Here is a 25921-nt window from a genome sequence, read left to right as displayed (position 1 = left end):
TCAAGCTCCCGCAGGCAGGGCCACGGTCACCTTGCCCTCAACGTGGTTGCCCCACGAGTTCTTTCCAACGACTTCCACGACGATCGTTCCGTCGTCCCCCTTCTCCACCACCTTGCCGCGCATCTTCATCGTGTCCCCTGCGACGTTGGGTGTGCCGAGCTTGATTGCCAGGCCTCTGATGCATGCATCGACGCCCGCCCAATCCGTGACGTACCGCCCGACGTAGCCATTCGTCGTCAGGATGTTCATGAAGACGTCATTCAGGCCCTGGGCATTGGCCGCTGAACGATCGTGGTGGACCGGCGTGAAATCCCGGGAGGCGATCGCGCCGCCCACGATGACCGCCGTCGTGAGCGGGACGTCCAGCGCGGGGAGCTCGTCACCCACACCGACGTCCGAAAGGGAGAGGGAAGTCGTCATACGGATTCCTCCAGTCTCGTCCTGGCGAGATCGCTACCGAGCCACGCGAGCTGCGGCGATGCCGAGCCGAGTTGAAGCTCCAAGGCCCGCGCCCACAGGAAATATCGCTGAATCGGGTAGTCCACATCCGAGCCGATGCCGCCGTGAAGATGGACGCTGGCCTTGGCCACCCTCGAACCGGCTTCCGAGGCCCAGTATTTCGCGACCGCCGCATCGCGTGCTGCCGGCTGACCGTCGGCGAGCTTCCATGCGGCTCGCCAGGTGCACCAACGCAGGGCCTCCACGTCGATGAAACAATCCGCAGCCCGGTGTTGGACGGCCTGGAAGGTTCCGATCGGAACACCGAATTGCTCGCGCTCGCGCGTGTAGCCGGCGGTGATATCGAGTGCCTGTTCGGAAACGCCAATCTGGATGGCCGCCGTAGCGACGAGCGCTCTCTCGTGGAGCCAGGTCAAGATCTTCTCACCGTCGGCTTCCTCACCGCCGAGGCGTTCGTCTGCATCGACTCTCACGCCCGAGAGCTCCATCTCGAAGAGCAGGGCGCCGGTCGAGATTCGACTTCCGGACAGTTTCACGCCCGGTCCGTTCGGATCGACGAGGAAGATCGCGACTTTGCCGTCCGCTCCTTCCAACCGAGCCGGCACGAGTATGCGATCAGCTCTGGAGGCGGCTGACACGAAGCACTTGCGCCCTTCGAGAACGAAATCGACTCCCTCGGCTCGAGCGATCGTGGCCGGGGCTGCCACCTCGGCCGAATCCGCGTCGAGCAGGGCCGCGCCCAGCTGCGCCTTGCCGGCCGCGATGCGCGGCAACCACTCCGCCTGCTGCGCCGCGGTGCCGTAGGAAACGATGGGCAACGCACCGAGCACCAACGTCTCCAGTGCAGGAACCGGCGCAACGACCCGGCCCACTTCTTCGAGCAGACAGCAGAGTTCGAGGAATCCCATCCCCATGCCGCCGTGGGCTTCGGGGATGGCGATACCGAGCAGGTTGGCCTCCGCCAGTTTCGCCCAGAGCTCATCGTCCTGTGCAGACTCGCTAGCCGACGCCTGCTTGACGCGATCCGTGGACGCTTCCTTCTCGAGGATCTCGCGAGCCAACTCGCGAACCGTCTCCTGCTCTTCGGTGAACGTGAACTCCAAGGTTCAGGCCGCCGGGCGGAAGACGGGCAGCTTCAGGCCATCGTCGCCCTCTTCTACCGCGCCCTGGACCGCCATTCCGATGTGCACGTCTTCGGGCTTGCAGCCGAGCAGATTCGACACGATCCGGGTGCCTTCCTCCAGATCGATGAGTACTGCGAGGATCGGGAAGTCATAGCCGGGGAACTGGGGATGGTGCATCACCGTGTAGGTATGCACCGTGCCCTTCCCGGAGGCCGCGATGTAACCCATGTCCATCGCACCGCACTCGCCGCACATCGGGCGCGGCGGATGAAAGAGCTTGCCGCATTGGTTGCATGTCTGGATGGGAATCTTCCCGGCCTCGACTTCGTTCCACCATGGAGCATTGTCGTGGCCCATCGGCGCCTTGATCCGCGCGGGCGCAGCGGCCGCTGCCGTCTCGCCTGAATCGGCCGCCGCAGCCTGCTGAGCGGGGATGAACTTGAGCACGCGGAACGTCAGCCAGCCGATTTCATCGCCGTTCTGGTCCGTGTAGCGCGACCGCGTGTCGATGAAGTAACCGATTCCGAGCGCCGTGGCCTTTTCTTCGGAAACCGATTCGATCACGGTCTCCTCGGTCACTTCGTCGCCCGGCTCCAGGTAGCGTGTGTATCCCTGTTCGGTATTCGTCGCGACGACGGATGTGTAGCCATGATCCGTCAGCAATTTGTGGATGCGCTGCACACCGTTGGTCGGCTCGTCGTAGCCCTCGTGCATCTCGAAGCCGTCCATCGTCCATGCCTGGAGCATCGTCGGCGGCGCGACGATCCCTTCATGGCACGAGTCCTTTGCGGCACTGGGTTCGAGATACGCGGCGTTCGTATCGCCCATCGCGTCACACCACGCCCGGATCATCGGTTCGTTCACCGCATCGCGGCCGGTCTTGGGCGGACCGATCGGCTTGCCCACGAACTCGTTCAGCTTCGCTTCGAGTTCTTTCTTCTGGTCGGGGGTCAGAGGCATTTCGTCTCTCCCTTCTGACTAACGCCGGGCGCGGGGCATCTGGAGGCCGGCCGCCGCGATGATGTCGCGTTGCACTTCGTTCACACCGCCGCCGAAGGTATTCACCATCGCCATTCGATAGGCGCTTTCGAGCAACCCGCCGAAGAGTGCTCCACCTTCCCCGCGCCGCACGATTCCAGCCTGGCCCGTGATCTCTTGCAACAACCGGTAACAATCGATCACCATCTCGGTGCCGAAGGCCTTGACCGCCGAGGATTCCGCCATTCCTGGTGTTCCCTGATCGATCAGCCAGGCAGAACGCCAGTTCATCACCTTGAGCGCTTCGACCTCGGCATAGACCTTCGCCAGGCTCTGCTGCACCCACGGCTCGTCGAGCATGCGTCCACCGCCCGGGCGTTCCGTCTTCTCCGTCCAGGCCCACACCTCATCGAACAGCCGGTCGAGGCTGGCCGGCATGGCGAGGGTGATGCGCTCCAGGTTGAGCTGCCCGGTGATCAACCCCCAGCCGCCGTTCTCAGGCCCGATCGTATTCGAGACAGGCACGCGGATGTTCTCGTAGAACGTTGCGTAGGTGATCTCACCACCGATCGTTTCGATCGGCGTCGCCGTGTAACCGGGATCGGTGGTCGGCACGAGGATGATCGAGATGCCCTTGTGCTTCGGTGCATCCGGATCCGTGCGACAGGCCAACCATACGTAGTCCGCATCGTGGGCGTGGGTCGTGTAGACCTTCTGCCCGTTGATCACCCACTCGTCGCCATCCCTAACGGCGCGTGTCTGCAACGACGCAAGATCGGTCCCCGCATTCGGCTCCGTGTAGCCGATCGAAACCATCAACTCACCGTCGCGGATCTTCGGCAGCAGCGCGTCCTGCTGCTCCTTCGTACCGTGCTGCATCAGCATCGGCCCGACCGTGTTGACGGTGATCAGCGGAAGCGGAGCGCGCGCGCGATACGTCTCATCCCAGAAGATGAATTGCTCGATATGCCCGCGGCCCTGGCCACCCCATTCTTCGGGCCAACCGATCACCAGCCAACCGTCCTTCCCCATCCGCCCCATGGCCTCACGAAACGCCGGCCCACCGAGCAGGTCCCATTCTTCATCCAGCCGCCGGCGCAGATCACCTTGCAGAAGACCGGCGTAATAGGCCCGCAGCTCCTGGCGCAGGGCCTTCTGCTCGGGGGTGAAATCGATGTGCATGGGGGAAGACAGCCTCTCGCGGTTAGCCCCATCCAGCCGGAGGAGCCTCGAGGGCAGAATTGAAACATGTTCTAGTTTTGGGCGCAAGGGCCCGACAGCCGGGGATTCCCAGTGCCTTCCGAGCCATCGGCCACCTGGCGGCCATTCGTGTCGACCAGGGGCTGATGCGTCCGATCGATCGGCGGCAGAACTGCCGGATCAGGCTGAACCGGAGCAAGGGGCTCTGGGGAAACGGGGCGCCCGCGTACGCGGCGCTGCTAGTCAGCCCTCACGCCGCAACGCGATTCCATGTTTCTCGACCAGCCGGTAGATGGCCGCGCGGCTGCGCTGCATCCGCTCAGCGGTATTCGTGACGTTTCCGCCGGTCTCCTGGAGGTTTCGGATCAGCATTTCCCGCTCTTCCAGCTCGCGGTGCGCGCGCAGATCAGCAACGGAGGGGCGGAGTTCTTCGAGCACGGCTTCCACCTCCGGCAGGCCGATCTGCGGATGCTCTGAATACGCCACCAGGCGCTCGATGACGCGCCGCAACTCGTTCAAGTTGCCCGGCCATCGCTCGTGGGCCAGGCGACGAAGAGCACCCGGGGTGAGCTGCCGATCCGACCGACCCAGTTCGTGACCGATCGATGTGAGAATCCCTGCCGTCAGCCCGGGAAGATCCGCCCGACGGTTCCGGAGGGCGGGTAGACGCACCTCGAAGCGCTGCAGCGCCTGCCCAAGATCCGCATCGAACTCACCGCGAGCGATCTGATCCGGGAACAGAGGGTCCGCCGAACCGATCAGGCGGGCCCCGTTGGAGGAAGACTCCACGAACCGGCGCCACCGCTTCTGCCCGTCGGGCGCCAACCGCTCGAGCCCGAGCAGATGGATCGTTCCGCGGAGTGGAATCGTTTCCGGATCACCATTTTCTACGGCTACAACGACGAACGCTGCATCGGGCTCCGGCCCCATGGAGTGCAGTCGCCTTGCGGCTGCTCGGCATCCGGTTCCGGGCTCCCCGAGCAGCAAGACGGGTGCACGCAGGGCGGCCAGGCCGCGCAGCCACTCGCGCACACGCGCGATGGCCGGACTCTCTCCCGCCAGGGGATCGAAGAGCTCATGCGAGCCACACGAAGCACCAAACGATCGCATGGGCGGACTCGGCGGCCTTCGCTCACCTGAGATCTGAGACATTTCCGTACTCCTTGTCATCGGGCCCTGCGAAACCTGCCATCAAGAGAACGACGGGACAGGTTGATCCCGTATGTCGCATGCGAAACGACGTCAGCCGTGTCATGCGGGTGAGCCTAATCTGCTGATGGCGTCCCCTGGAAGGTTCGAAAGCCACCGATTCCGACAGAAAACGCCAAAGCGGCACTGCTCGGAACACTAGGCCAACCCGTGCTTCTTCAATCGATAGGCCACGGCGCCCCGTGTCATCCCGAGACGCCGTGCCATCTCCGCCATGTTTCCGCCACACTGATCGAGCAGATCGACCAGTTCGTCTCGCTCTGCCGCATGCCGTGCGGCCCGGCGCTGCAAGAGGCCTTCATGCTGCTGACAGACGACCGCCCGGATGGCTTCCCGGATCGCCGCTCCAGAGACGACTCGCCCCCCGGCATAGGCCAGCGCTTTTTCCAGCACGTTCTTGAGCTCGCGGATGTTCCCTGGCCAGGGTTGCCCCAGGAGGGCTTGGATCGCCTCGTCCGAGAGCCGATGGCCTTCGATGCCCATGCTCTGAGCGGCTTCTGCCATCAACTCGTGAGCCAGGGCCTCGATGTCGGCTGGCCGTTCACGCAGGGCTGGAACACGAATACGAAGCGTGTTGAGTTCCTTGTAGAGACGCGCATCGAGGCTGGTCCCATCCTGCGCGGTGCCGGCACCCTCTCTCCCGGTCGCCAAGATCCGGGAAAAATCGGAACTCTGGCCCCGGATCCTGTGTAGTTCGGTGAACCAACGGCGTTGCTCGGGAACCGGAAACGCATCGATGTCGCATAGCAATATCGCTCCGTGTCCATCCGGGAGCCCCTGTGTTTCCTTGTCGACCCTTAGAAGTGGATGTCTGGAACCCGAGAGAGAGTGCAACGCCTCCGCGATCCGGGCTCTCCCCACCCCCTTTTCTCCCGTTACGAATACGGGCGCATCCACCGGCGCCAGGATCCGGATGGCCTGGCGCACCTCGTCCAGCTCCCGCGAGTGGCCCGTCAAGAGTCTCTCGGCCTCGTCGCCCGGAGCCAGCCCCCTGCGCCGAACGAGCCCGCGAACAAGAGGTTCAAGCCTTTCGAGATCTTCGGGAAAGCGAAGGTAGTCATCGGCCCCGCTTCGCAACGCGGAAACCGCCGCTGAAACCTCCGCGTAGGCCGTCAACAACACGAGGGGAACGCTCGATGCGGATCGGATATTTCGGAGCAGGTCGAAACCGTCAGCTTCGGGCATTCGCACATCGCTGACGATGACGTCCGGGTTCTCCTGTTGATAGGCGAGCCATGCCTCAGCCCCATCCGCAGCTCGCGTCACTGAAAAATCCGGCGTTGCGAACTCTCCCGCAATCAAGTCCAGCGCTTCGGGGCAATCGTCCACGACCAGGACCGAAATCACCTGATTCATGCCGCGGCCTCAGCCTCGGCGAATTGGATCCGGACTCGTGCAATCGTTCCCCAGCCCGACTCGGATTCGATCTCGAGACTTCCGCCCAACTCCGCGACGATCTTCCGCGAGATCCAAAGGCCCAGCCCGGAGCCCCCGTGTCGAAAGCTCACGAACGGATCCATCACGCGATGCAGGTGCTCGCCGGGAATTCCGGCACCCTCATCCCGGACTTCGAGATGAAGCGTGTGATTGACGCAGAGAACACGCAGCTCGACCGGCCGAAGGTCGTCGACGGCTTCGATTGCGTTGTCGAGAAGATTGACGAGGACGCGGCCGAGGCGTTCCGAACCGATCGGTAGATGAGGCAGGCGCGGCAAGGGATGGACCACGACCCGGCCCGATCCGTGCACGTCTTCGACCTCGCGTCGTGCGTTCTCGATCAAATCTGCGAGATGGACTGGATCCGAAGCGACGGGTTCCTGGTCCTGCTCGAGCACACTCCGAACGAGTTCCCGTAGCTGGCCCGCCAGACGGGCCATCGACGCGTGCGCATCAGCCTGACGCTCGGGCTCGATGGACCCGTCGCGAAGCTTGCAGGCAAGCACCTCGAGCACACCCAGGGGCTTGCCGATCTCGTGAGCGAGCTCTGCATGAATGCGGCCCCTGGCGGCAAACTTCTCCGAGATGAAGCGTGCCTCTTTCCCAACCTGATGCACGTCGCCGAGAGACTCAACACCTGAAGCTCCGGGCACGCGAACGGCGATCCGCTGGGCCCTCGATAGAAGGACGGCCAGGAGAATCATCGCGAGAGGCGCGTCGATCGTGCGCGAGAGCAAGGAAACACGTGCACTCCCCGGAGGAGCCGGCAGCGGAAGAACCCAGGAACGCATCGATTCTAGAAAGGCAGCCTGATCCTCAACTTCATGACTACCTCAGGAGGTTCGCCGGCTGGCCCGGACGGCTTCGGAAATCCCCCCGAGGGGCCGTCGTAGCCCTTGGCATTCGGAAGCCAGGCTGCCGGGGTGAACAAGCTCAGCGAGTTCCAGGAATTCGTGATCGACCAACTCGGCGAAGCCGGCGATATCCAGGCAAAGCGCATGTTTGGCGGAGTCGGCGTCTACGTGGAAGAGGTGTTCTGCGCGATCCTCACTGGAGAGGGCCGCTTCTACCTGCGCGTCGATGATGGGAACCGGGAAGCGTTCGTGAGCCGGGGCCTCGCCCAGATGCGTGGCAACGGCAAGGCGATGATGCCCTACTTCCAGGTACCGGCGGAGGTGATGAAGACGGACGAGAGCTGGCGATCTGGGCGGCCGATGCGCGAGCAGCAGCCCTGCGAGCAAAGACCGGAAAGAAGAGGCGGGGGGCGAGGTCACGGAACAGGAGCTGATCTCCTGGCACGAGAGTTCAGTCTGGCACGCCCTCGATCGCCAGCGCTCGGGCAACCTCCCCCGGCCTCGCTTCCGGCAGGGGCACTTTCGTGTCGGCACCCAATCGTTCGACTCCGGGGAGCGTCGGCGCACCCAACCAATGCAGCGACGCGCCCGCGGGCACGGGCAGATCCATGAAGGTCACGCTCTCCCCGTCCGGCCGGCCAAGCAGGAAAGCGTAGACCGTCTTTCCCTTGCGGGTGAAGCGCACGGGAATTCCCTCCCGGGTCTTCCCTTCCGCCCGGGTCCACGGGCGGGTGTCGTAGATTCCTTCGGCATTCTGCGCGAGAAATTCGCCTAGCCAGCGAAGACGTTCCATCTGCAGCTCGGGAATCTGGGCATCCCTGCCCCGTGGCCCGACGTTCAGCAGCAGGTTCCCGTTCTTGCTCACGATGTCGATCAGTGAGTGAATCAGATCCTCCTTGGACACGAAATCTTCGGGCAACGACGTATGGTTGTAACCGAAGCTCTTGTCCATCCCCCGCACGCATTCCCATTTCTTTTTCTGGATGTCGGGGAACGAAGCGTATTCGGGTGTGCGGTAGTCGCACATCGGCGGGGATGGCGGCGCGATGGAGCCGCCGCTCTTCTTGATCTGACGCACGAGCAGGGCTTCGAGCAACCGGGTCACCGGCCGAAGACGTATCAGCGGGATCAGCCAACTCCGCGTCAGCCAGCGATCGTTGATGACGCCCTCGGGCACTGCGTTGTAGTAGTGGGCGAGCAGCCTCCAGAGTTCAGCCGGGTAGTCCGGCCAGGTGATGTCGTTCCAGAGAACATCTGGGGCCACCCGCTCGATCAGCTCACGCACCTGAGCGGCGGCATATTCCGGGTAGGCGCCGCCAGGCATTCCCGCAAACACATCGACGAGGCCTTCGAGGGGGCGATCATCGAAGGTCCAATCGAGGCCACCGGAGTAGTAGACGCCGTAGCGCATGCCCGCCTCGCGAACGGCAGAAGCCAGCTCGCCGACGACATCCCGCCCGGTATTCCATCCCTTCCACTTCGGATTCGGATGAGCGACGTCGCTTGGCCACAAACAGAAGCCGTCGTGATGCTTGGTCACCAGGACGATGTAGCGCGCCCCAGCTGCCCGGAAGTGTTCCGCCCACGCTGCGGGTTCCCATTGCTCGAGGCCTTTGCGGTAGTCGTCCGCGAAACTCTCGTACGGAAGATCGCCGTAGGTTTCCTGGTGGTGCCGTTGCACGGCTGAGCCCGGAAGCTTCAGGGAGTTCCAATACCACTCGGAGTAAGGCGATTCGGTCTGGTCCGTTTCGCCGGCGAAGATTTCATCGATACCCGCGCTTCGGGGCGCGAAGGCCGGCACGGATGAAACACTCCAGTGGATGAAGATCCCGAGCTTTGCGTCGTGAAACCACTCGGGAACCTGGTGCGTGCGCAGGCTTTCGAGAGTCGGAGCGTACGCCACGGGCTCAGCCCAGGTGCCCGGTGAGTAGTGCCGTACCCACCACGAAATCGAGAATCAGCCCGGGCACGACCTTACCCGGTTCGGGCCGGTCGATGGCCAGGGAGATCAGCTTGGCGACACCGCCGCCCATGAAGGCCGCCGCGCCGACCAGAAACGCCGCCGGCTCCCGGGTGATGAGACACACGAGGCCGATGGATCCGAGGTTGCCCCCGAATACGGCCCGCAGCTCACTCATGCCATGGAGCCCGCTGGTCGCAAGGCCGGTGGCCTCAGCCAGCACGAGAGGGCGCAGCAGACCGACGGCCCCGAGCAGCACGGCCGCGAGAGCACCCAGCAGGGGAATGCTGGCGAGAGCGGAATCCATGGAGTCCTCCTTGGCGAGGCCCCATGCTACTTCAGCGCACTGCGGAGGCGAAGGTGGGCGGGACTAGAACTGCCACTCCAAGCCGCCGACCAGGGCATGGCTGCGAAACTCGTCACGCCCACGGTGAAAATCGTACTGGAGCTCGAAGCGGAGCCGCTCGTTCCAGTGGGCCACGAGGCCGATCCCCGTCGACCATTCCTGTCCTGCACGACCGTCGCCTCGAACATGGAAGGACGACTGGGCCAGGCCAGGGAGCGAGGCGCCGATCCGGCGGTCGTCACTCAGCCACTGCTGTGCCCACTCGCCGTGGATTTCCGGTGCCACTTCGAGGCGCTCGTCCAGGAGACGAAAGCCTGTGGCAAGACGAAGCCCCACGAAGCTCTCCAAGCCATCGCTGGAGCGACCATCCACGGCGAGGTTGAAGGCACCCGCACCCTCTTCTTCGAACCCGTCCTGAGAGAGCCTTGCATAACGAACTCCGAGCTTCGGTTCCCAGGAGAGCCTCTTCCACTCGAAGCGCAATCCGGTGCTCGCCTAAGCGGCGAATACACGGCCATCGTGATCTGACGTCGCGCGACGCTGCACGTCGGCGAAGGCAACCCGACGTTCACTTTCGTAACGATTCCATAGCTGCTGAACCATCACATCGGCGAAGAGCGGCCCGTCGCTTTCGATCGTCGCATAGAGTGACAAGCCACGACCGAGGATTTCACCGGCACTACCCGGGCGGTCGGATGCGACGTCGGTCTCTTGCCAGCTGCCCGCAAGGCCCATCCGAAAATGCTCTGAGAGCAGCAGATCGGCCCCCAGCATCGTTCCAGCGCCGTCGAAATCGTAGCCAGCAACATCGGTGGCGCCCGGTTTCTCTCCGGAAACGCCGAGCCCGTACGCCCAGAGTGTCGGCCTGTTCGAATCTGGGGAAGACGGCTTCGGATGCGGTGAGGATACGGCGGGCAGGGTTTCGCCGGGTTCGGGAGCCTCGGTCACTGGTGAGGAAGGAATCGGTTCCGCGGGCTGGAATCCCAGGCGGGCCGGCCCCCCCGCAGCAGCTCGCAGGCGGCGTTCGATCGTATCGAAACGCAACTCTGCCATGTGATCGGCAAGCTGGGGATAGACATCGAAGGTCTCCGGATCCATCGAGGTCAGCGCCGCTGCGATTTCATTCTCCTGGAGAAAATCGAGGGACGATGTGAGTGTGCTCGCAGCGGGGCTGGAACCCGCAGCGACGGCATGATCGAGAGCGCCTGCGACACGGCTCTGATTGGGTGTCAGGGTCGGCAGCGATGCATAAGGAAGCCGCTCGACTCGCAATTGGACTCGGCCCTTCGGATAGAGCGTCTCGAACCGCAGGACGGGAGAGCCACTCGTCACCGTGGTCGCGAATCGACCCGTTCGGCCACCGCCCGTCGTCAGGATGTCGTATCGCTTCCCGTCACGAAACGTCCCGCTGTCCTGGTTGACGACGATCGTGCCACCCCGAAGTGTTGCCTTCCCTCCAATCCGGAGTCGATCGGCGGAATCCGGCGTGACGTCGATCGCGAGACGGCTGCTGCGATGAAAGGTCACATTGCCGCGCGTACGCAACGTACCGATTCCACCCGCAGCCCCGGGGCCAACGGTTCCGCGGACGATCACATCCGGAACTACCGTTCCGCGTCCGCCTAGCGTCCCACCGGATCCCACGGCGAATGTCGCAGCATCCAGCACGCCATCGACCTGAAGTGTGCCGCCGGAGATCAACGCAGGCCCACCGATCGTCGACATGCCGCGCAGGGTCCAAAGGCCCCGGCCGCGACGTGTCAAGGATTCGAATGCCAGAAACCTCCCGGCGTAGCCTCCACTTCCCTCGAGGAAGACCGAATCCGTACCGGTGCCTCCCTGGATGTCGCCGAAGATCTTCGAACCCGTCTCGAGGGTGAGTTGGTTGGTGCCGTTGCGGAAGCGGATCGCCGTACCGGAAGTGCCAACGACACGTCCCGAGTTGGTGATGCTTCCGTCGACACCGTTGATCCGTATTCCGATCGTGCCCTCCGCTGTACCTCGATTCACGATGTTGGCACGGTGGCGAGCGTAGATTCCTTCCCGGGTGCTCGATCTGGCGATCCCCTTGTTCACCAGGTTCGCATCATCGCGCCCTTCGATTCCTCGAAGTACGGAATCGACCCGGCCCGTATTGACCACCGAACCCCGGTTGCGGACATAGATACCGCGTCGGCCTGAATCGATGCTCGCAGCATTCGTAACAACGCCGTCATCGAGGAGGCGGATGCCATCCCAGCCGGAGCGAATGCTCCCGGACGCGTCCACCTGGCTGCGCCGGCGTGCGTAGATGCCGTAGCGGCCCGCGTCGATGGATCCCCGATGGAGGACGCTGCTGTCGTCCAGAACCCGTATCCCGTATCGCCCGGATCGACGCGTTCCGTCGTTTCGTACGAAGGATCGGTTGTTCGACAGAATCCCGTACGTGCCGGCATCGATGAAGCCTCGGTTCACGATGCTGGCATCATTTCGCCCGCGAAGTCCGAAGCGCGTAGCCCGCAACGTCCCTGTGTTCGTGATCGTTGCTCGATCCCGGACCACGATCCCATCGCGGGCGTCGATGCTGCCGCGGTTCGAAACGATGGTGTCGCTCGAGGTATCCAGGATCCCCTGGCTGCCCGGATTGTTGATCTGTCCGTCGTTGGTCACCGTGTACGTGCCCGACGTACGGACGCGGCCCGTCACGGCGCCGGTCGGGCTGACGTAGACGCAGCTTCCGCCGCTCACGTTCAACGAGCCGCTGGGGCCTGTGACGTTCGGGTCGGGGGGACCACCTGCACATACCTGGGCCGCCACCAGGCGGGGGGCCGAAAGGAGCAAGACGACAAGGAAGCACCGATGGACGAAACACATAGGTGTTTTGCCTTATCGATGAGTAGATCTTTCCACTTAGTAGTGATTTCTGTGGCTTCTCTCACTCAGAACTCCCGATTGTGCTCCTGGGTGTTCAGCTCTGATGGGTAGGTGGATTTAGCCCCATATTTCCGAAATGCGAGCTGGTTTGGATCCTCGCTTCCTCTTTTCGTGCGTCAGGCCGAAGAACCGCCAGGGGCTCCAACCGTGCAGGATGGTCACATCTCGATCGGCAATCTCACCGCTTTCGCCTGGCTTGGCGTCGGCCTGCTCCTGCTCGCGAGTTGCAGCGCAGAAGTGGAAACCCCGGAAGCCCAGATACGCCGAACCCTCGCGTCGCTCGAGGCCGCTGCCGAAGACGGAGACGTCGGCGGGTTCAAGGAGTTCGTGGCCGAGCATTACAGCGATGCCCATGGCCACGACAAGCAGGCGCTCGGCGCCTTCGTCGCCTTCCAGGTCATGCGGAACGGCAACCGGCATATCGTCCTGCGCGTGCGCGACATCCTGGTCGTCTCGCCGGGGAACGCGGAGGTCACGCTCATTGCGGGAATCGGAGGCACCCGCGACGCCGGCAACGCCCTCTCCCTGCATGGCAACGTCTATCAGATCGACGTCGACCTCGAGGAAGCAGAGGCGGGGACGTGGCGGCTGGCCTGGGCCCAGTGGAAACCCGCCCCTGCGGCGGAACTCCTCTAGGAGGACGCGCGAACGGAGCGGGCACCCGGTGGTAGACTGCCTACTGAGATGCCCACCCCGACCCCCGAAGACTCCCGCACGAACCGCTGGAAGTTGATCCGCGATCTCCTCGTCTTCGTCTCGAAGGCCAGCCTGGAGGCCCTTCGGGATCTGGCCTTGATTCCTGCTGCCCTGATCGCCGGCGTCGCGGGCCTGATGCTGTCGCCCTCGCGCCCCGAGCGATACTTCCACGAGATCCTGAAGATCGGTGACGAGTTCGACGAGTTCGTGGACCTGTTCGGAAAGCAGGCACGCGGCCGGCGCGGGCTTGCCACCGAGGAGAACGAAGACGGCGAGGGCGCAGCGCTACGCGCCGATGATGTCTTCGATCGAATCGAAAACCTCTTGGTCGAGGAATACCATCGCGGTGGCGTGACGGCACAGGTCAAGGAAGCCATCGACCGGGGGCTCGACGTCGTGCAAGAAGCGGTAGCCGATGGTGCACCAGCCCTTCGCGCCCCCGAATCCGAAAAGGACTGCGGCGAGTAGACCCAAGCTACGCTCGCCGGGTAGGCGAAACCGATCTCGACGAGTCGATCGAGGTCGATCCCTCGAAGCCATGGAAGACGACGAGACGGGCACCATCGAAATCGGCTGAAGCCTTCGAAGCTGGCACGCCTAGCGTATCTCGACGGTGTAGCCGGCCTCGACCAGCGCGACGGCCGCCTGCTGGGCGTCGAGGACGCGAGCCAGGCTGCGTACGCCGGGCGCTGCGGCCCAGCCCTCACGGACCAGGGCCTGCGCCAACCAGACTGCGGGTAGTGCGGGGATATCCAACCCAGCCGTTTCGGCGATGACCTCGGTGCGACCTCGCTCGCGTCCGTCCGCATCGTCCGCAACCACGCTGAGAATACCTCGCTCGGTTCCCAGGTTGCGCGCAAGCTTCGCAAAGGGAAGTGCGATGCTTGCACCCCGCTCGACCCAACGAGGCCCGAAGCGGCCGAGCGCCGGTGCTGCGAAGGCCAGCATGCGATTCAGTGCACGACGATCGAAGCCCATATGAAAGCGAATCGGCAGGAATCGCTGCCCGACCCGGACCTGACCATTCGAAAAGGCCGCCGGGTAGGATCCGAAGTGCAGCTCGCGTCCATCCAGGACTTCATGGGTCAAGAGCTTGCCGAACCAGCGACCGCCCGGCCCCTTGCGCCCGATCGGCAGCAGCAGGCTTGCGAGCAATGCACGCGTGACCGGGTTCCTGGAACCCATCGAGAGGAAGACCCGCAGCCCAGCGACCCCGGAATCGCCCTGCCAGCGTTGCGCCAACGCATCCACCAGGCCCGGCACGGTGGAGCAGCCCGGAATGACGAGGACACCGGCTTTCGCCGCCGCCCTCTGCTCGCCGACCTCCCGAACCCTCTCGACAAATTCCAGCCGTTCGGACAGATCCGCATAATGACATCGTGACGAGATAGCCGCGTGGACGAGCGCGGCCGGGTCGTACGTAAACGGACCGACCGCATTGATCACGAGGTCTGCGGTCGTGAGCAGCGCGGCCATGCCCTCGCGATCGGCCAGATCGAGCTGATGGATGGGGAACTCCGCATGCCCCTTTCCGCTTCGATTGGTTCCAACCAGGAGAGCCGTGGGTGCCAGGCGCCGAATCAACCGACACACCCGAGTGCCCATCTCGCCGGTCGCTCCGACGACAACGATCGTCTTGCTCAAGGTGCGTCAGGTGGGCATGCGGCCAGATCGCGACAGCCGATCTGGGCGTGGGAAGCATGATAGGCCAGGTAGTGTTCGCGAACCCGGGCAGCCGTCGACGCGAAGGGATCCGCATGAAACAGACCCTCGAGTACGGCCTTCACCGTCGTCGCCCAGGGTGAGGGGGGAATCGTCTCGTAGGTCAGACCCGCGGCCAACAGCACGACCCGCTGATTTGGCAGGTAGCCCCCGCCCATGAAGGCAGGAAGATAGGGATTCCCGCTTTCGTTCTGCATGGGCGGAATCGCCGTGTCGATCCGTGTCACCGAATCCGGAAGCCAGCTGAAATCCTGCAACTGATTGAACGAGACGCTGGTCGCTACCAGGAAGGCCAGTGCGGCGGCCATCCGGATGCGGCCGTGCGGCGACCAGAGCACCAGGCCGGCCGCGGCACCGGCGGCTGCATGAATTCCAGCGATCGAAAGCAAGAAAGTCGGGTAGATCACGACGGGGAGACCGAACGCGAGCAGCAGCCATTCGCCGATGCTCGCCACATGCCCGGAGAAGACCATGATCGGGAAGTAGGCGAGGCGCCAAGCCAGGATGCCCGCCACCAGGAACAACAACAGGCTTCCCGACCTCGGCGAAAGCCGGCGGAACATCGCGGCGCCTAGCGACAGCCCGCCGATCGAGGCGAGCTGAATCCCGGACCACAGAGGAAGCTGCCGCAGAGGACGCATGGCGTCGATGGAATGGCCCACCAGCACCAGTGCCGCCGTCAGCAGAATCGCGGCGAGCGCGATCCGCTTCACCAGACGATCTTGCTGCGCAGCTCCGGCGCCACGACGTCCAGGCGCTTCGAAAGCTCCGGCAGGTGACACGTGGGCACCGCCGGGAAGAGGTGATGCTCCATGTGATAGAACATGTTGTAACTGACGAACGATTTGACGTCGTTGCGCAGCGTCCGCGCGATGTAGTGGGTGCGATCGCAACCGTGGTGCACCGTCCATACGGCAAAGAATGCCGAGAAGCATTGGCCGACAGCCATGGCCATGACGTGATACTTCAGCCACGAAAAATCGAGAATGAAGAACGTCGCGATTACCATCGTGGCAACGACCGCGAGCTCCGCATAGATCCACTTCTTGATCTTCGGCTTCCCGAGAGTGAGTGCCGCGTGATGGAGCCGAATCGGAAACTGGGGACCGGTGGCCAATGCCTTCCAGCCCGGCATGCGCGCGCTCATGGCTTCGACATCGTTGTCGTCCATGCAGTGCCGATGATGACGAAGGTGGTTCCACTGCACCGCATGCATGGAGCTCATCATCAGGGGGGAAAGCACGAACATCAGCCACTCGTTGGTCTTCGGAGTGACACCCACGGCGTAGTGGAAGGCGTTGTGGACCTGGCGTAGCCCGCAGAGGAAGAAGACGAACGAGCTGGCCAGCGCCGGAACGAACCAGGCCAGATGCCAGGTCGTCCCCCAATGGGCGAACACGAAGGACGCCAGCAGCCAGGGCACGTAGATCACAACCTCGTAGGCCACCTCGATCTTGCCGAGATCGCAGAGATCCCTCCATTCCACTTCAGCGAGCCGCGGGTCTCGCAGGATCTCGAGCGCCATGGGGTTCCTTTCATCGGTGCGCGCGTATTCAAGCAACCGGGGCTCCAACCCGCCAGAAGACCGCCTGGGGCAGGTCATATGTTGACAGTTGTCGATGTTGATTGACGTATGTCAGCAAGCAATCTAACGTCCAATGGCCATCTGGAGACCCGTTGATGCGCCCCTACCACCCGCCCTCATTCCACCCGGAAGACGCAGACTGGTACCGGGGCGATCCCCACGCGGCGTTTCGGGAGCTCCGAGCCAACGACCCGGTGCACTGGCATGAGGCGGGCGGCTTCTTCTGCGTAACTCGCCATGCGGACATCCAGTACGTGTCCCGCCACCCGCGGCTCTTCTCCTCGGCACGCGGCACGCAGCTCTTCGAGGCCTTGCCTTCCCGCCGGGGGAAGCTCCTCGGCAACGCGAGCGGCGGGGCCGCGCCGGCCATCATCCGCATGGACCCGCCGGCCCACAACATCCACCGCAAGCTGGTGATTGGCGAGTTCACGACCCAGCGCGTTGCGAGGATGGAGCCGTGGATTCGCGAAGTCGCCCGCCAATCTCTCGACGCCATCGACCCCGCCGGCCCGATCGATCTCGTCGATCGGATCGCCGTACCTCTACCCATGCAGGTGATCGCCGTGCTCCTGGGTGTGCCGCCTGAAGACGCCGACCAGTTCAAGCGCTGGTCCGACGCAGTGGTCGAACTGGGTGGCGGCGAAACGGTTGCCGCCAATGTGCGGGTGATGGGCGAGTTGATCACGTACCTCGGCGGAGTCATCACGGAACGCCGGAGAGAGCCGCGAGACGATCTGGTTTCGCACCTCCTGGCCTCCGAGATCGACGGGCGGCGGCTCACCGACGCGGAGATGGGGATGTTCTGCGTCACGCTACTCGTGGCGGGCAACGAGACCACCCGAAATCTCATCTCGGGGGGCGCACTCGCACTCGCACAGCACCCAGATCAACGCGATGCGCTGGCGTCCGACGCTTCGCTGATACCGAATGCGGTCGAGGAGATGCTGCGCTGGGTGTCTCCCGTCCGCAGCTTCGTTCGCCATGTGAACGAGGACACCGAGCTTCGTGGCCAGAAGATCCGTGAGGGCGACTATGTGGCGCTCTTCTATGCATCGGCGAACAGGGACGAGGAAGTCTTCGGCGACGATGCAGAGGCTTTCGACATCCGCCGGGCCGATGCCCGGCGTCACATCGCCTTTGGCTTTGGCGAGCACCTTTGTCTCGGTGCTCCGCTTGCCCGCCTCGAGGCGCGTGTGATGTTCGAGGAGCTGCTCGCTCGTTGGCCCCGCTTCGAGCCCACGGCACCCGCAACGCCGCTTCACTCGAGCTTGATGCAAGGCCTCCAGCACCTGCCGGTGATGCTCGCTCCGTGAGCGCCTCCTCGCCTTTCGTTCGCGTCGGGTCTCGAGAGCGGCGCCGCCAGGAAAGCCGCGCAGCGCTCTACGAGGCGGCCCTCGCCGAGTTCGTTCGCGTTGGCTTTGGAAGCGCCAGCGTTGCCGAGATTGCTCGAATCGCGGGCGTCTCCCGCCCCAGCTTCTATTTCCATTTCCCGAGCAAGGAGCATGTGCTTCTCGAACTCCGATGGCGCAAGGAGCTGGAAATCATCGACCGATTGCGGCCGTGCAACTCCCTCACCGAAGTCCTGCATGCCCTCCCCGATGCCCTGGTCGATGCGTTCGAGAGCATCGGAGATGCCGAGCTCGCCCGTGACATGACTCGCGCCCACGCCCGAAGACCCGGCGACCGCTTGCTCGACGAGCAGCCCTTCCCGTTCGTTCACGAGCTCACTGACCAATTCGAGAGAGGCGGAGAGCGAGGAGAACTTCGCGCCGGCCTCCAGCCGGCCCGCGCCGCATTTCTCTGCCTGACCAGCGTGTTCGGCTACCTGATGGCGGCCGAATCGCAGTGGGATCGACGCACTGACCTTCGTGCCCTCTGCACGCTATTCCTCGCCTAGCAGTTCCGAGCGTCGCACCATTCAAGAGGATGGACCCTACGACCGATCGCATCGGGTAGAAGAGGCCGAGGAGGAACCCGCATGTCCGAGAATCCCTACGCACCGCCGTCCGCAGATGTGGAGACAGCCTCGAGCGGCACGATGGATGGAACCGGAGACTTCCAGATCGGCCAATGCGTCTCCGACGCCTGGTCCGGCACCTGGGCCAGCTTTCCCCTCTGGTTGGGGGTTGGCATCGCCGCCACGCTCATGCTGGTGGGCGCGGCGGTCACGGTGATCGGGATCTTCCTCGTCTGGCCGGTCCTGTTCTATGGAGTTGGCGCGTTCCTGCTCGCCGTCCACGACGGCCGGGCCAATTTCGACGATCTGTGGGCTGGCTTCCGAAACTACGGAACGACACTCGGCAGTGGCCTGCTCTTCTTCTTCCTGATGGCATTGCTCTCCTACGTCGGGCAGATCCCGGTCTTCCTCGGGATGTTGACCGAATCGACGGGGCTTACGGTCGCCGGACAGCTCGTCAATCTCATCTGGGCCTTCGTGTTGGTGCGATTCTATTTCGCATTCTTCATCTGGGTCGAGCAATCGGCGGCGCCCACCGAAGCCATCCGCCGTTCGTGGACGATGACCGGGCCCGTGAAATGGAAGTTGATCGGATTGCTGTTCGTGATGGGAGCCATCTACATGGTTCCGCTCGTCCCGATCATTGCTTTGTTCATCCCTGCAATCGCCAGCGACTCCGGCGTCATTCTGGTCCTCGGTGGCATTCTTGCCGTCGTCCTCATGTCTCCCGCGACGATGATCGGATACTTGATCTGGGTCTCTGCCTATCGTCAAGTGGCCGGCCGCCCCGAGGTCGCGCGCTGAACAGCCCCGTAGACACCCGCTTCCGGGTCGAAACACCGGAAGGGATCGAGCTTGCTCTGTCCGTAGCTGGGCTGGTACCACGGGGGCTGGCGTTCCTCGTGGATGCATCGATCCGGAGCGTCATCTACTCCGCCGCCGCGTTGGGTTTCTTCCTCTGGCTCGGGGACGCTGCCGTCGGCCCTACGTTGCTCGTCGTCTTCGCCACGGAGTGGTTCTACCCCGTCGCCTTCGAAGTGCTCTGGGGAGGTCGGACACCCGGGAAGGCCGGTCTGGGCCTCCGAGTCGTTCATCTCGATGGAACACCCATCCGCTTGCCAGCCTCGCTGCTCCGGAACCTGCTGATCGCAGCCGACTTCCTGCCCGTGGCCTACGGTTTCGGAATCGTATCCATGCTATGCGATCGGAACTTCCGGCGTCTCGGAGATCTGGCGGCCGGATCCCTCGTCGTCCACACCCGTCATGAAGGCCTTCCGGACCGGGTTCATGCAGATGCCGCGCCGTTTCCTCCGCCGATCGCGCTCGACGCCGAAGAAGAACGCGCCGTGATCGCCTTCGCCGAGCGCGCCCCCAGTCTCTCCGCGGCGAGGGCCGATGAACTGGCCGGTCTTGCGACCCCGCTTGGCGGAACCCGCATGGATCTAGAGGGGATTGCGGCCCATCTCCTGGGGCGAGAAGGGTCGGGGCGGTGAAGCAAGAGGCCTTTGTGCGCGAGCGCGAGGAACGTTGGCACGCATTCGAGACTGCCTTGCTTGGGCTCGAAGCCCGCGAGCCCGCGGCCGCGGATTTCGCGGGAGCGTACCGCGCGATCTGTCAGGATCTGGCTCTCGCACGGGAGCGGGGGTTCGGGACCGGCCTGGTCGGGCGCCTCGAAGGGTTCGCGATGCGCGGCCACCAGCAACTGTACGGCGCGCGCCCCCAGAAGGGATTGCGCTGGCTCGAAGGCCTGCTCGCGTTTCCCGCAGCGCTTCGCCGGGAATGGAAACTCCTGGCCGCCACCGCATTGCTCTTCTATGGGACTGGTGCCATCAGCTACGTCGCGGTCCGAATCAACCCGGACGTCGTCTACTCGGTGGCCGGCGCAGAAACGGCCACCAACATCGAGCAGATGTACGACCCGGACGCCCCTCATATGGGGGCGCCACGGGAAACCTCCGGTGATCTCGCGGCTTTCGGGCACTACATCAGCAACAACGTCTCGATCGGCTTCCGTTGTTTTGCGAGCGGCATCCTGTTCGGCCTTGGCAGCATCTTCCTGGTCGGATTCAACGGCGTGCTGCTGGGGGGCGTCGCCGGTCATATCGTGAACATCGGATACGGCGAGACCTTCTGGCCTTTCGTGATCGGCCACGGCGCCTTCGAACTCAACGCGATCGTCGTATGCGGTATGTGCGGCCTGCGGATCGGGCTTGCCGTCACCGTTCCGGGACGTCGAAAACGCGGCGACGCCCTGCGCACGGCGGCTCGAGGAGTTCTTCCCCTCCTCTACGGCGGAACCGCCATGTTGGTCATCGCCGCCGTCATCGAGGCTTTCTGGTCATCGAACCACGATGTCTGGCCGACGCCCCTGCTCTACGCGGTAGGAACGGGCCTTTGGGTCTTCGTCCTGGCTTCATTGCTCTTCGCGGGGCCCAGACGTGCAAGCTGAAGAGCTTCGCATCGCAGCACACCCCCGCTCGGGCTGGGAGGCCATCGACCTCGGCTTCGCGATGGCGCGCACCTGGTGGCGGCCCATCTGGGGCGCCTGGTTCCTGATCGTCATTCCGATCGCGTCGGCTCTCATCATCGCTCTCCGCGGCCACCCGTGGTGGACGCTCCTACTCCTGTGGTGGCTGCGGCCCGTGGCGGGTCGTGTCGTTCTGCACGTACTTGGGAAGGCGCTCTTCGCCGACCCTCCTTCCCCTGTTGCAACCTTGCGGGCGATTCCCCAGATCCTTCAGAACGGTGTCTTCGCGTCCCTCACACTGCTCCGCTTCAGCCCGAACCGTTGCTATGCGCTTCCCGTTCTTCAACTCGAGGGTTTGAGTGGGGACGCAAGACGAGAACGGACACGGGTCCTCACTCGCGCCGAGCTTGGCCCCGCGGCCTCTCTCCATTCCATCGCAGCTCATGTCAACCTTGCCTTGATCGTCGCCTTCCTGATGTTCGTCTTGTGGCTGGCACCTGAAGCGTTGACCGAGCAGGTCTCGTTGTTGTTCGAGAACTGGTTCGAAGGCGACACGACCGCTGGGGGGCTTTTGATTGCGTGCTTGTACCTGGCCGGTACGAGCGCGGTCGAGCCGTTGCTGATCGCCGGGGGATTCGGCCTGTATGTGAACCGGAGGATGTGGCTCGAAGGTTGGGACATCGAAATCGCATTGCGCCGATTGGCAAAGCGATCCGGGCGCGAGAAGCAACGCAGCCCTGACAATGAGGTCCGGCGCGGTTTCGCTGCGCTGGCGTTTCTGCTGGTGTTTTCCTTCGCTTCGATCGCTCGGGCGGAACCAGTTTGTGTCCCCGAGGATTCGACGACTGCGGGTGCGTGCAGCATCGAAATCCTGGCAGACGAAGCATTCGGACACTGGGAAGATGTCGAGCGTTGGAGGCTTCGGGAGTTCGAGTGGGACTCGGATACCGAGATGCCAGAGTGGGCCTTTGGCGACGCGTTCGGCGAGATCGTTGCGGGGTTGGTAGAGATTCTGTTGTGGGTAGGCCTCGCGGTAGGCCTCATCCTGCTCGTGGCCCGGGTGGCGCGGGAGCCTCCGTGGGAACGACCCACCCTCGACCGGAGTGCGCCCGTCGCCCTGTTCGGCCTCGACCTCGACCCGAAGACCCTTCCCGCGGATGTCATCGGTGCAGCCCGTGAGGCCTTTGCGCGTGGGGAAACGACGCGGGCGATCAGCCTCTTGTATCGCGCCGCGTTGATCCTCTTGATCGAACGACGTGAGCTGAGGATCCCGGACAGCGCCACCGAAGGGGATTGTGTGCGCATCGTCCAGGGAACATCCGATTCGCCGCTCGTCGACGATTTCACTGCCTTGAATGAAGCTTGGATCCTCTCACGTTATGCGCGAGCAACGATTGGAGCCGACGCCTTCGCCGACCTCTGCCGCCGCTGGGCACCACGACTCCTGGAGCCGGCGTCGTGACCCAGAATCGTTGGACATGGCTCGTCGTCGCTTTGGGTTGCGTCGCGACCACGGGCCTCTTCTTCACATGTTTCGAGCGCCGGACAGAAGCCAGGTACCGGAGCTCGAGTGCGGAAGCGAAGCGCAATCCCTATCTGGCCTGGCAACGTCTCCTCGAGCGCATGGGGCACGAGGTGAAGGTTCTCGAGGGGCCCAGCGAATTCTCGGGTGCCCTCCCTGAGATCGGCGCGACGATTTTCTATCCGGCCAGGCGGCTCTCGCTTGGCAAGGAGCGCTCCGAACGCCTCCTTCGCTGGGTCGATGCCGGGGGCCACCTCTGGGTGACGACATGGACACTCTGGGAAGACGAAAACAGGCGTCCGGATTTCCTCCTCGACCCCCTTGGCGTCCGGCAGTTCGCAACCTTCATGCCGGGCGAGGAGGACGAGTCGTCTGTCGAGGCTTCCGAGCCGGACGAGGAGGAGGTGGGCGCGGCGGCTCCGGATTCCATGCAGAACGCCTGGCCCGAAGTGAGATGGGACGAGGTCGAACTCTCCTTCGACAGCGGGAAGGATCCGCATACCGTCTACTTCGACCGGGATTTCTGGCTCGAAGCGCCGGATGTCGAGACCATCGCGGTCGTCCAGGGAGAGACAGGCGCGCACCTCATTCGCATTCGTCACGGCCGCGGCTTCGTCACGGTCGTGACAGACGACTATCTGATGAAGAACGACGGCCTCGGAAATGCCGACCACGCCGAGGTGGCGTTGCGACTTCTGCTCCGAAAAGGCCGAGGACCGCAGCTCGTCTGGATCCTCCCCGTCGAGAACTGGCCCGGTTTCCTGAGCCTGGTTCGCAAGCACGGCTGGGCGGCCCTCGTGGCAGGATGCGTCTGGCTGCTCGCGTGGGCATGGCGGGCAGGCCGGCGTTTCGGCCCGTTGATCCTCGAGAAACCTCCGGTTCGTAGAAGCCTGCTCGAGCACATCGAAGCCGGTGGGCACCTGCTGGCGCGGGGAAGGCGCGACGTGTTGGTCGAGGCTGCCCGCGACGCCCTTGGTGATGAGCTACGTGCGCGCCGGCCTGGATGGCTGCGGATGCGATCGGATGAGCTGGACGAGCATCTCGCGGAATCCGCTGCCCTGCGCACGGCCGAAGTCACCAAGGCGCTGCGCGGGGAGGACGTAACATCCGGCCGCATGGTGTTCACCCAGACGATTGCAACCCTCGAGAGGATTCGACACACGCTATGAGTTCAACTCCCGATGCAACACAGGATGCAGCCAATCTGCTAGGCCAGCTTCGCAGGCAGATCGGAAACGCGATCGTCGGCCAGCACCAGGTCGTAGACGAGGTTCTGATCACCGTCGCCGCGGGCGGGCACGCGCTTCTCGAAGGCGTTCCCGGAATCGGCAAGACCTTGTTGGCCCGTGCGCTTGCCCGGGCGTTCCAGGGCGAGACATCGCGTGTACAGTTCACACCGGATCTGATGCCCGCGGACATCGTGGGACATATGCTCTACGAGGCCCGCACCGGCGACATGAAGCTGCGGCGCGGTCCGATCTTCACCCATCTCTTCCTGGCGGATGAAATCAATCGCTCGCCGGCAAAGACCCAGGCCGCCTTGCTCGAGGCGATGCAGGAACGTCAGGTAACGATCGAAGGCGATTCCCTGGCGCTTCCTGCACCTTTCGTCGTGCTTGCGACCCAGAACCCGGTCGAGATGGAAGGAACCTACCCGCTTCCCGAGGCGCAGCTCGACCGCTTCCTGCTCAAGATCCGGGTCGGCTACCCGAGCGAGAGCGAAGAGGTCGAGCTCACCCAACATGTAACCGGCGGGCGGGTCGGCGACGCCTTCGCGCTGGACGACGTAGAAGCGATCGCGACGCCTGCGGACATCGTGAAGATCCAGGAAGCGACGGCGGGCATCTACGTAGACGAAAGCGTGGTCGGGTACGCCGTGCGGATCACCCGTGCCACACGCGCACGTTCGGGCCTTGCGATGGGCGCCGGCCCCCGTGGCGCTCTCGCGTTGGTGCGCGCAGCTCGCGCCCATGCGTTGCTCGAGGACCGTGCCTTCGTCACGCCGGATGACATCAAGAACATCGCTCCTGCTGCTCTGCGCCACCGTGTGCAATTGGAAGCCAGTGCCGATCTCGAGGGCCGCTCTACGGACGATGTGATCAATGACATCCTCGCGGAGGTGGAGGCGCCGCGAGAATGATCCCCAGCTTTCGCGCACTCGTCGCACTCGCTGCATGGACGGCACTCGGTGGAATCCTGGCATTCGTACCGGTTGTGGAACCTCTTTGGGTGGTTCTTGGCGTCCTCGGGTTGGCCGTCTTCCTGGGCGACGCCCTGCTCGCCTGGTGGACACCTGCACCTCACGTGACCCGCGACGCACCGAATGTCCTCTCGATGCAGGCTCACGCGGATATCGTGCTGCGCCTCGCCAATCGTCATCGGCGTGCGCTTCAGATCGAGCTCTTCGACCATGTTCCCGTCGAGCTGGAAACCGACGACTTCCCGCGCTCGTTCGTGATCCCGGCCGGAGAAGAGGCGGTCTTCGACTATCGCGTTCGGCCCGTTTCACGTGGCACGGCCCATTTCGGCCCGACGGAGATGCGCATCGCCTCGCCCTTGCATCTCTTCGATCGCGTCCACCGCCCGAAGGTTGATACGCGCGTGCGCATCTACCCCAATTTCGATGCCGTGCGCCACTACGAGCTTCTCGCCACCGAGCATCGTACGAGCCAGCTCGGCGTTCGGCGACGGCCCAGGCGGGGTGCCGGCCTCGAGTTCCAGCAACTTCGCGAGTACCGCCCGGGGGATCCACTGCGGCAGGTCGACTGGAAGGCCACGAGCCGTTTCCAGCGCGCGATCTCCCGGGAGTACCAGGACGAGCGAGACCAACAGATCATCCTGGTCCTGGATTGTGGGCGCCGGATGCGCGCGCAGGACGGCGAGCTTTCCCATCTCGATGCCGCCCTGGATGCCGCCCTTCTGGTCGCCCACGTGGCACTTCGCCAGGGCGATGCCGTCGGGTTTTCGACCCTGGGGGGCGAGCAGCGCTGGCTGGCTCCACGCAAGGGCAGGGGCCAGCTCGGTGCGCTCCTCGATGGTGCGTTCGATCTTCATGCCCAGCCGCGCGCCTCGGACCACCTCAGTACTGCGGCGCAGTTGATGGGCCGGATCCGCAAGCGCAGCCTGATCGTCTGGATTTCCAACCTGCGTGACGAAGACGGCAGTGAACTCAGCGCGGCAATGAAGCTGATGGCGCGACGCCACCTCGTGATGTTGGCGAGCCTGCGCGAGACCGTCCTCGACGCACGCCTCGAAGACCCGGTGCAGAACCTCGAAGACGCAACTCGCGTCTCTGCCATCCACCACTATCTGCACCGCCGACGCCAGGCGCACCGGGCCCTCGAAACCGGAGGCGCCCTGCTCCTCGACACGACCCCGGAGAAACTCCCGATCGCCCTCGTGAACGGCTACCTCGACGTCAAATCCGCCGGCCTCCTCTGAAGTCAACAGCGGGGACGGGGTTTACAATTGACTTGTTGCTCCGCAACAAGT

General features: G+C 64.0%; 26 protein-coding genes. 12 read left to right on the top strand and 14 right to left on the bottom strand.

The genetic code is table 11. The annotated features are described in order from the left end of the window. The 7 genes from GY937_04265 to GY937_04235 form a co-directional block, all read right to left on the bottom strand. Window positions 1-420, bottom strand: coding sequence for a hypothetical protein (locus GY937_04265; protein ID MCP5055923.1), 420 nt, complete (start codon window positions 418-420; stop codon window positions 1-3). Next, window positions 417-1562 carry an acyl-CoA/acyl-ACP dehydrogenase gene (locus tag GY937_04260; GenBank protein ID MCP5055922.1) on the bottom strand — a complete coding sequence of 382 codons (1146 nt, stop codon included), beginning with the start codon at window positions 1560-1562 and terminating at the stop codon, window positions 417-419. Before GY937_04260 ends, GY937_04265 begins: the two co-directional genes overlap by 4 nt. Window positions 1563-1565: 3 nt before the next feature. Further along, window positions 1566-2543, bottom strand: coding sequence for a hypothetical protein (locus tag GY937_04255; protein MCP5055921.1), 978 nt, complete (start codon window positions 2541-2543; stop codon window positions 1566-1568). An 18-nt stretch (window positions 2544-2561) separates the two neighbouring features. After that, window positions 2562-3743: an acyl-CoA dehydrogenase gene (locus tag GY937_04250; GenBank protein MCP5055920.1), complete on the bottom strand. Its 1182-nt coding sequence runs from the start codon at window positions 3741-3743 to the stop codon at window positions 2562-2564. 261 nt (window positions 3744-4004) lie between these two features. Next, window positions 4005-4913: a hypothetical protein gene (locus GY937_04245; protein MCP5055919.1), complete on the bottom strand. Its 909-nt coding sequence runs from the start codon at window positions 4911-4913 to the stop codon at window positions 4005-4007. 195 nt (window positions 4914-5108) lie between these two features. Beyond that, window positions 5109-6326, bottom strand: coding sequence for a sigma-54-dependent Fis family transcriptional regulator (locus tag GY937_04240; protein ID MCP5055918.1), 1218 nt, complete (start codon window positions 6324-6326; stop codon window positions 5109-5111). Further along, complete coding sequence (locus tag GY937_04235; GenBank protein MCP5055917.1) at window positions 6323-7144, bottom strand: HAMP domain-containing histidine kinase; 822 nt, start codon at window positions 7142-7144, stop codon at window positions 6323-6325. Before GY937_04235 ends, GY937_04240 begins: the two co-directional genes overlap by 4 nt. A gap of 159 nt (window positions 7145-7303) precedes the next feature. Between GY937_04235 and GY937_04230 the strand changes: the two genes are divergently transcribed. Further along, on the top strand, window positions 7304-7873 hold the full coding sequence (locus GY937_04230; protein ID MCP5055916.1) for a TfoX/Sxy family protein: 570 nt from the start codon (window positions 7304-7306) through the stop codon (window positions 7871-7873). On the opposite strand, the gene GY937_04225 is transcribed toward GY937_04230, so the two are convergent. The 4 genes from GY937_04225 to GY937_04210 all read right to left on the bottom strand — a co-directional run bounded on the left by GY937_04225 (window position 7713) and on the right by GY937_04210 (window position 12387). After that, window positions 7713-9164 carry an alpha-L-fucosidase gene (locus GY937_04225; protein MCP5055915.1) on the bottom strand — a complete coding sequence of 484 codons (1452 nt, stop codon included), beginning with the start codon at window positions 9162-9164 and terminating at the stop codon, window positions 7713-7715. The genes GY937_04230 and GY937_04225 overlap by 161 nt on opposite strands. 4 nt (window positions 9165-9168) lie before the next feature. After that, complete coding sequence (locus GY937_04220) at window positions 9169-9528, bottom strand: DUF4345 domain-containing protein (protein ID MCP5055914.1); 360 nt, start codon at window positions 9526-9528, stop codon at window positions 9169-9171. A 63-nt stretch (window positions 9529-9591) separates the two neighbouring features. Next, entirely contained in the window at window positions 9592-10050 is a 459-nt protein-coding gene (locus tag GY937_04215) for an autotransporter outer membrane beta-barrel domain-containing protein (protein ID MCP5055913.1), read from the bottom strand. Between the two features lie 12 nt (window positions 10051-10062). Beyond that, window positions 10063-12387, bottom strand: a complete 2325-nt coding sequence (locus GY937_04210; GenBank protein ID MCP5055912.1) for an autotransporter domain-containing protein — start codon at window positions 12385-12387, stop codon at window positions 10063-10065. 240 nt (window positions 12388-12627) lie between these two features. On the opposite strand from GY937_04210, the gene GY937_04205 reads away from it, so the two are divergent. Next, a complete protein-coding gene (locus GY937_04205; GenBank protein MCP5055911.1) occupies window positions 12628-13116 on the top strand; it encodes a hypothetical protein in 489 nt (162 codons plus the stop codon). A 48-nt stretch (window positions 13117-13164) separates the two neighbouring features. Continuing rightward, on the top strand, window positions 13165-13644 hold the full coding sequence (locus tag GY937_04200; GenBank protein MCP5055910.1) for a hypothetical protein: 480 nt from the start codon (window positions 13165-13167) through the stop codon (window positions 13642-13644). A 129-nt stretch (window positions 13645-13773) separates the two neighbouring features. On the opposite strand, the gene GY937_04195 is transcribed toward GY937_04200, so the two are convergent. Genes GY937_04195 through GY937_04185 form a run of 3 tightly spaced genes read right to left on the bottom strand, consistent with a single transcriptional unit; the run spans window position 13774 to window position 16408 of the window. Next, complete coding sequence (locus tag GY937_04195; protein MCP5055909.1) at window positions 13774-14820, bottom strand: hypothetical protein; 1047 nt, start codon at window positions 14818-14820, stop codon at window positions 13774-13776. Then, window positions 14817-15611 carry a hypothetical protein gene (locus tag GY937_04190; protein MCP5055908.1) on the bottom strand — a complete coding sequence of 265 codons (795 nt, stop codon included), beginning with the start codon at window positions 15609-15611 and terminating at the stop codon, window positions 14817-14819. Before GY937_04190 ends, GY937_04195 begins: the two co-directional genes overlap by 4 nt. After that, window positions 15608-16408, bottom strand: coding sequence for a fatty acid desaturase (locus GY937_04185; GenBank protein MCP5055907.1), 801 nt, complete (start codon window positions 16406-16408; stop codon window positions 15608-15610). Before GY937_04185 ends, GY937_04190 begins: the two co-directional genes overlap by 4 nt. Window positions 16409-16575: 167 nt before the next feature. Here GY937_04185 and GY937_04180 point away from each other — a divergent pair, with 167 nt between their 5' ends. The 9 genes from GY937_04180 to GY937_04140 all read left to right on the top strand — a co-directional run bounded on the left by GY937_04180 (window position 16576) and on the right by GY937_04140 (window position 25870). Further along, on the top strand, window positions 16576-17796 hold the full coding sequence (locus tag GY937_04180; protein ID MCP5055906.1) for a cytochrome P450: 1221 nt from the start codon (window positions 16576-16578) through the stop codon (window positions 17794-17796). Beyond that, entirely contained in the window at window positions 17793-18380 is a 588-nt protein-coding gene (locus GY937_04175; protein ID MCP5055905.1) for a TetR/AcrR family transcriptional regulator, read from the top strand. Before GY937_04180 ends, GY937_04175 begins: the two co-directional genes overlap by 4 nt. Window positions 18381-18461: 81 nt before the next feature. Beyond that, a complete protein-coding gene (locus tag GY937_04170; protein ID MCP5055904.1) occupies window positions 18462-19244 on the top strand; it encodes a hypothetical protein in 783 nt (260 codons plus the stop codon). After that, entirely contained in the window at window positions 19241-19933 is a 693-nt protein-coding gene (locus tag GY937_04165; GenBank protein MCP5055903.1) for an RDD family protein, read from the top strand. Before GY937_04170 ends, GY937_04165 begins: the two co-directional genes overlap by 4 nt. After that, window positions 19930-20889, top strand: coding sequence for a stage II sporulation protein M (locus GY937_04160; protein ID MCP5055902.1), 960 nt, complete (start codon window positions 19930-19932; stop codon window positions 20887-20889). The genes GY937_04165 and GY937_04160 overlap by 4 nt, the downstream gene beginning before the upstream one ends. After that, complete coding sequence (locus tag GY937_04155; GenBank protein MCP5055901.1) at window positions 20879-22369, top strand: hypothetical protein; 1491 nt, start codon at window positions 20879-20881, stop codon at window positions 22367-22369. Before GY937_04160 ends, GY937_04155 begins: the two co-directional genes overlap by 11 nt. Further along, the gene (locus GY937_04150) at window positions 22366-23598 is read left to right on the top strand and encodes a DUF4350 domain-containing protein (GenBank protein MCP5055900.1); all 1233 of its coding nucleotides are present in this window, start codon (window positions 22366-22368) and stop codon (window positions 23596-23598) included. The genes GY937_04155 and GY937_04150 overlap by 4 nt, the downstream gene beginning before the upstream one ends. After that, on the top strand, window positions 23595-24569 hold the full coding sequence (locus GY937_04145; protein ID MCP5055899.1) for a MoxR family ATPase: 975 nt from the start codon (window positions 23595-23597) through the stop codon (window positions 24567-24569). The genes GY937_04150 and GY937_04145 overlap by 4 nt, the downstream gene beginning before the upstream one ends. Beyond that, the gene (locus tag GY937_04140; protein MCP5055898.1) at window positions 24566-25870 is read left to right on the top strand and encodes a DUF58 domain-containing protein; all 1305 of its coding nucleotides are present in this window, start codon (window positions 24566-24568) and stop codon (window positions 25868-25870) included. Before GY937_04145 ends, GY937_04140 begins: the two co-directional genes overlap by 4 nt. Window positions 25871-25921 lie beyond the last annotated feature (51 nt).

Source organism: bacterium, assembly GCA_024228115.1.
Classification (GTDB): Bacteria; Myxococcota_A; UBA9160; order UBA9160; family UBA6930.
Note: the sequence above shows the minus strand (reverse complement) of the source record. Positions and strands in the feature narration are given on the sequence as shown.

Coding starts and splice junctions, on each gene's coding strand:
- GY937_04240 (MCP5055918.1), bottom strand. CDS start 6,326: ATGAATCAGGTGATTTCGGTCCTGGTCGTGGACGATTGCCCCGAAGCG.
- GY937_04140 (MCP5055898.1), top strand. CDS start 24,566: ATGATCCCCAGCTTTCGCGCACTCGTCGCACTCGCTGCATGGACGGCA.
- GY937_04255 (MCP5055921.1), bottom strand. CDS start 2,543: ATGCCTCTGACCCCCGACCAGAAGAAAGAACTCGAAGCGAAGCTGAAC.
- GY937_04145 (MCP5055899.1), top strand. CDS start 23,595: ATGAGTTCAACTCCCGATGCAACACAGGATGCAGCCAATCTGCTAGGC.
- GY937_04250 (MCP5055920.1), bottom strand. CDS start 3,743: ATGCACATCGATTTCACCCCCGAGCAGAAGGCCCTGCGCCAGGAGCTG.
- GY937_04200 (MCP5055910.1), top strand. CDS start 13,165: ATGCCCACCCCGACCCCCGAAGACTCCCGCACGAACCGCTGGAAGTTG.
- GY937_04245 (MCP5055919.1), bottom strand. CDS start 4,913: ATGTCTCAGATCTCAGGTGAGCGAAGGCCGCCGAGTCCGCCCATGCGA.
- GY937_04265 (MCP5055923.1), bottom strand. CDS start 420: ATGACGACTTCCCTCTCCCTTTCGGACGTCGGTGTGGGTGACGAGCTC.
- GY937_04220 (MCP5055914.1), bottom strand. CDS start 9,528: ATGGATTCCGCTCTCGCCAGCATTCCCCTGCTGGGTGCTCTCGCGGCC.
- GY937_04170 (MCP5055904.1), top strand. CDS start 18,462: ATGTCCGAGAATCCCTACGCACCGCCGTCCGCAGATGTGGAGACAGCC.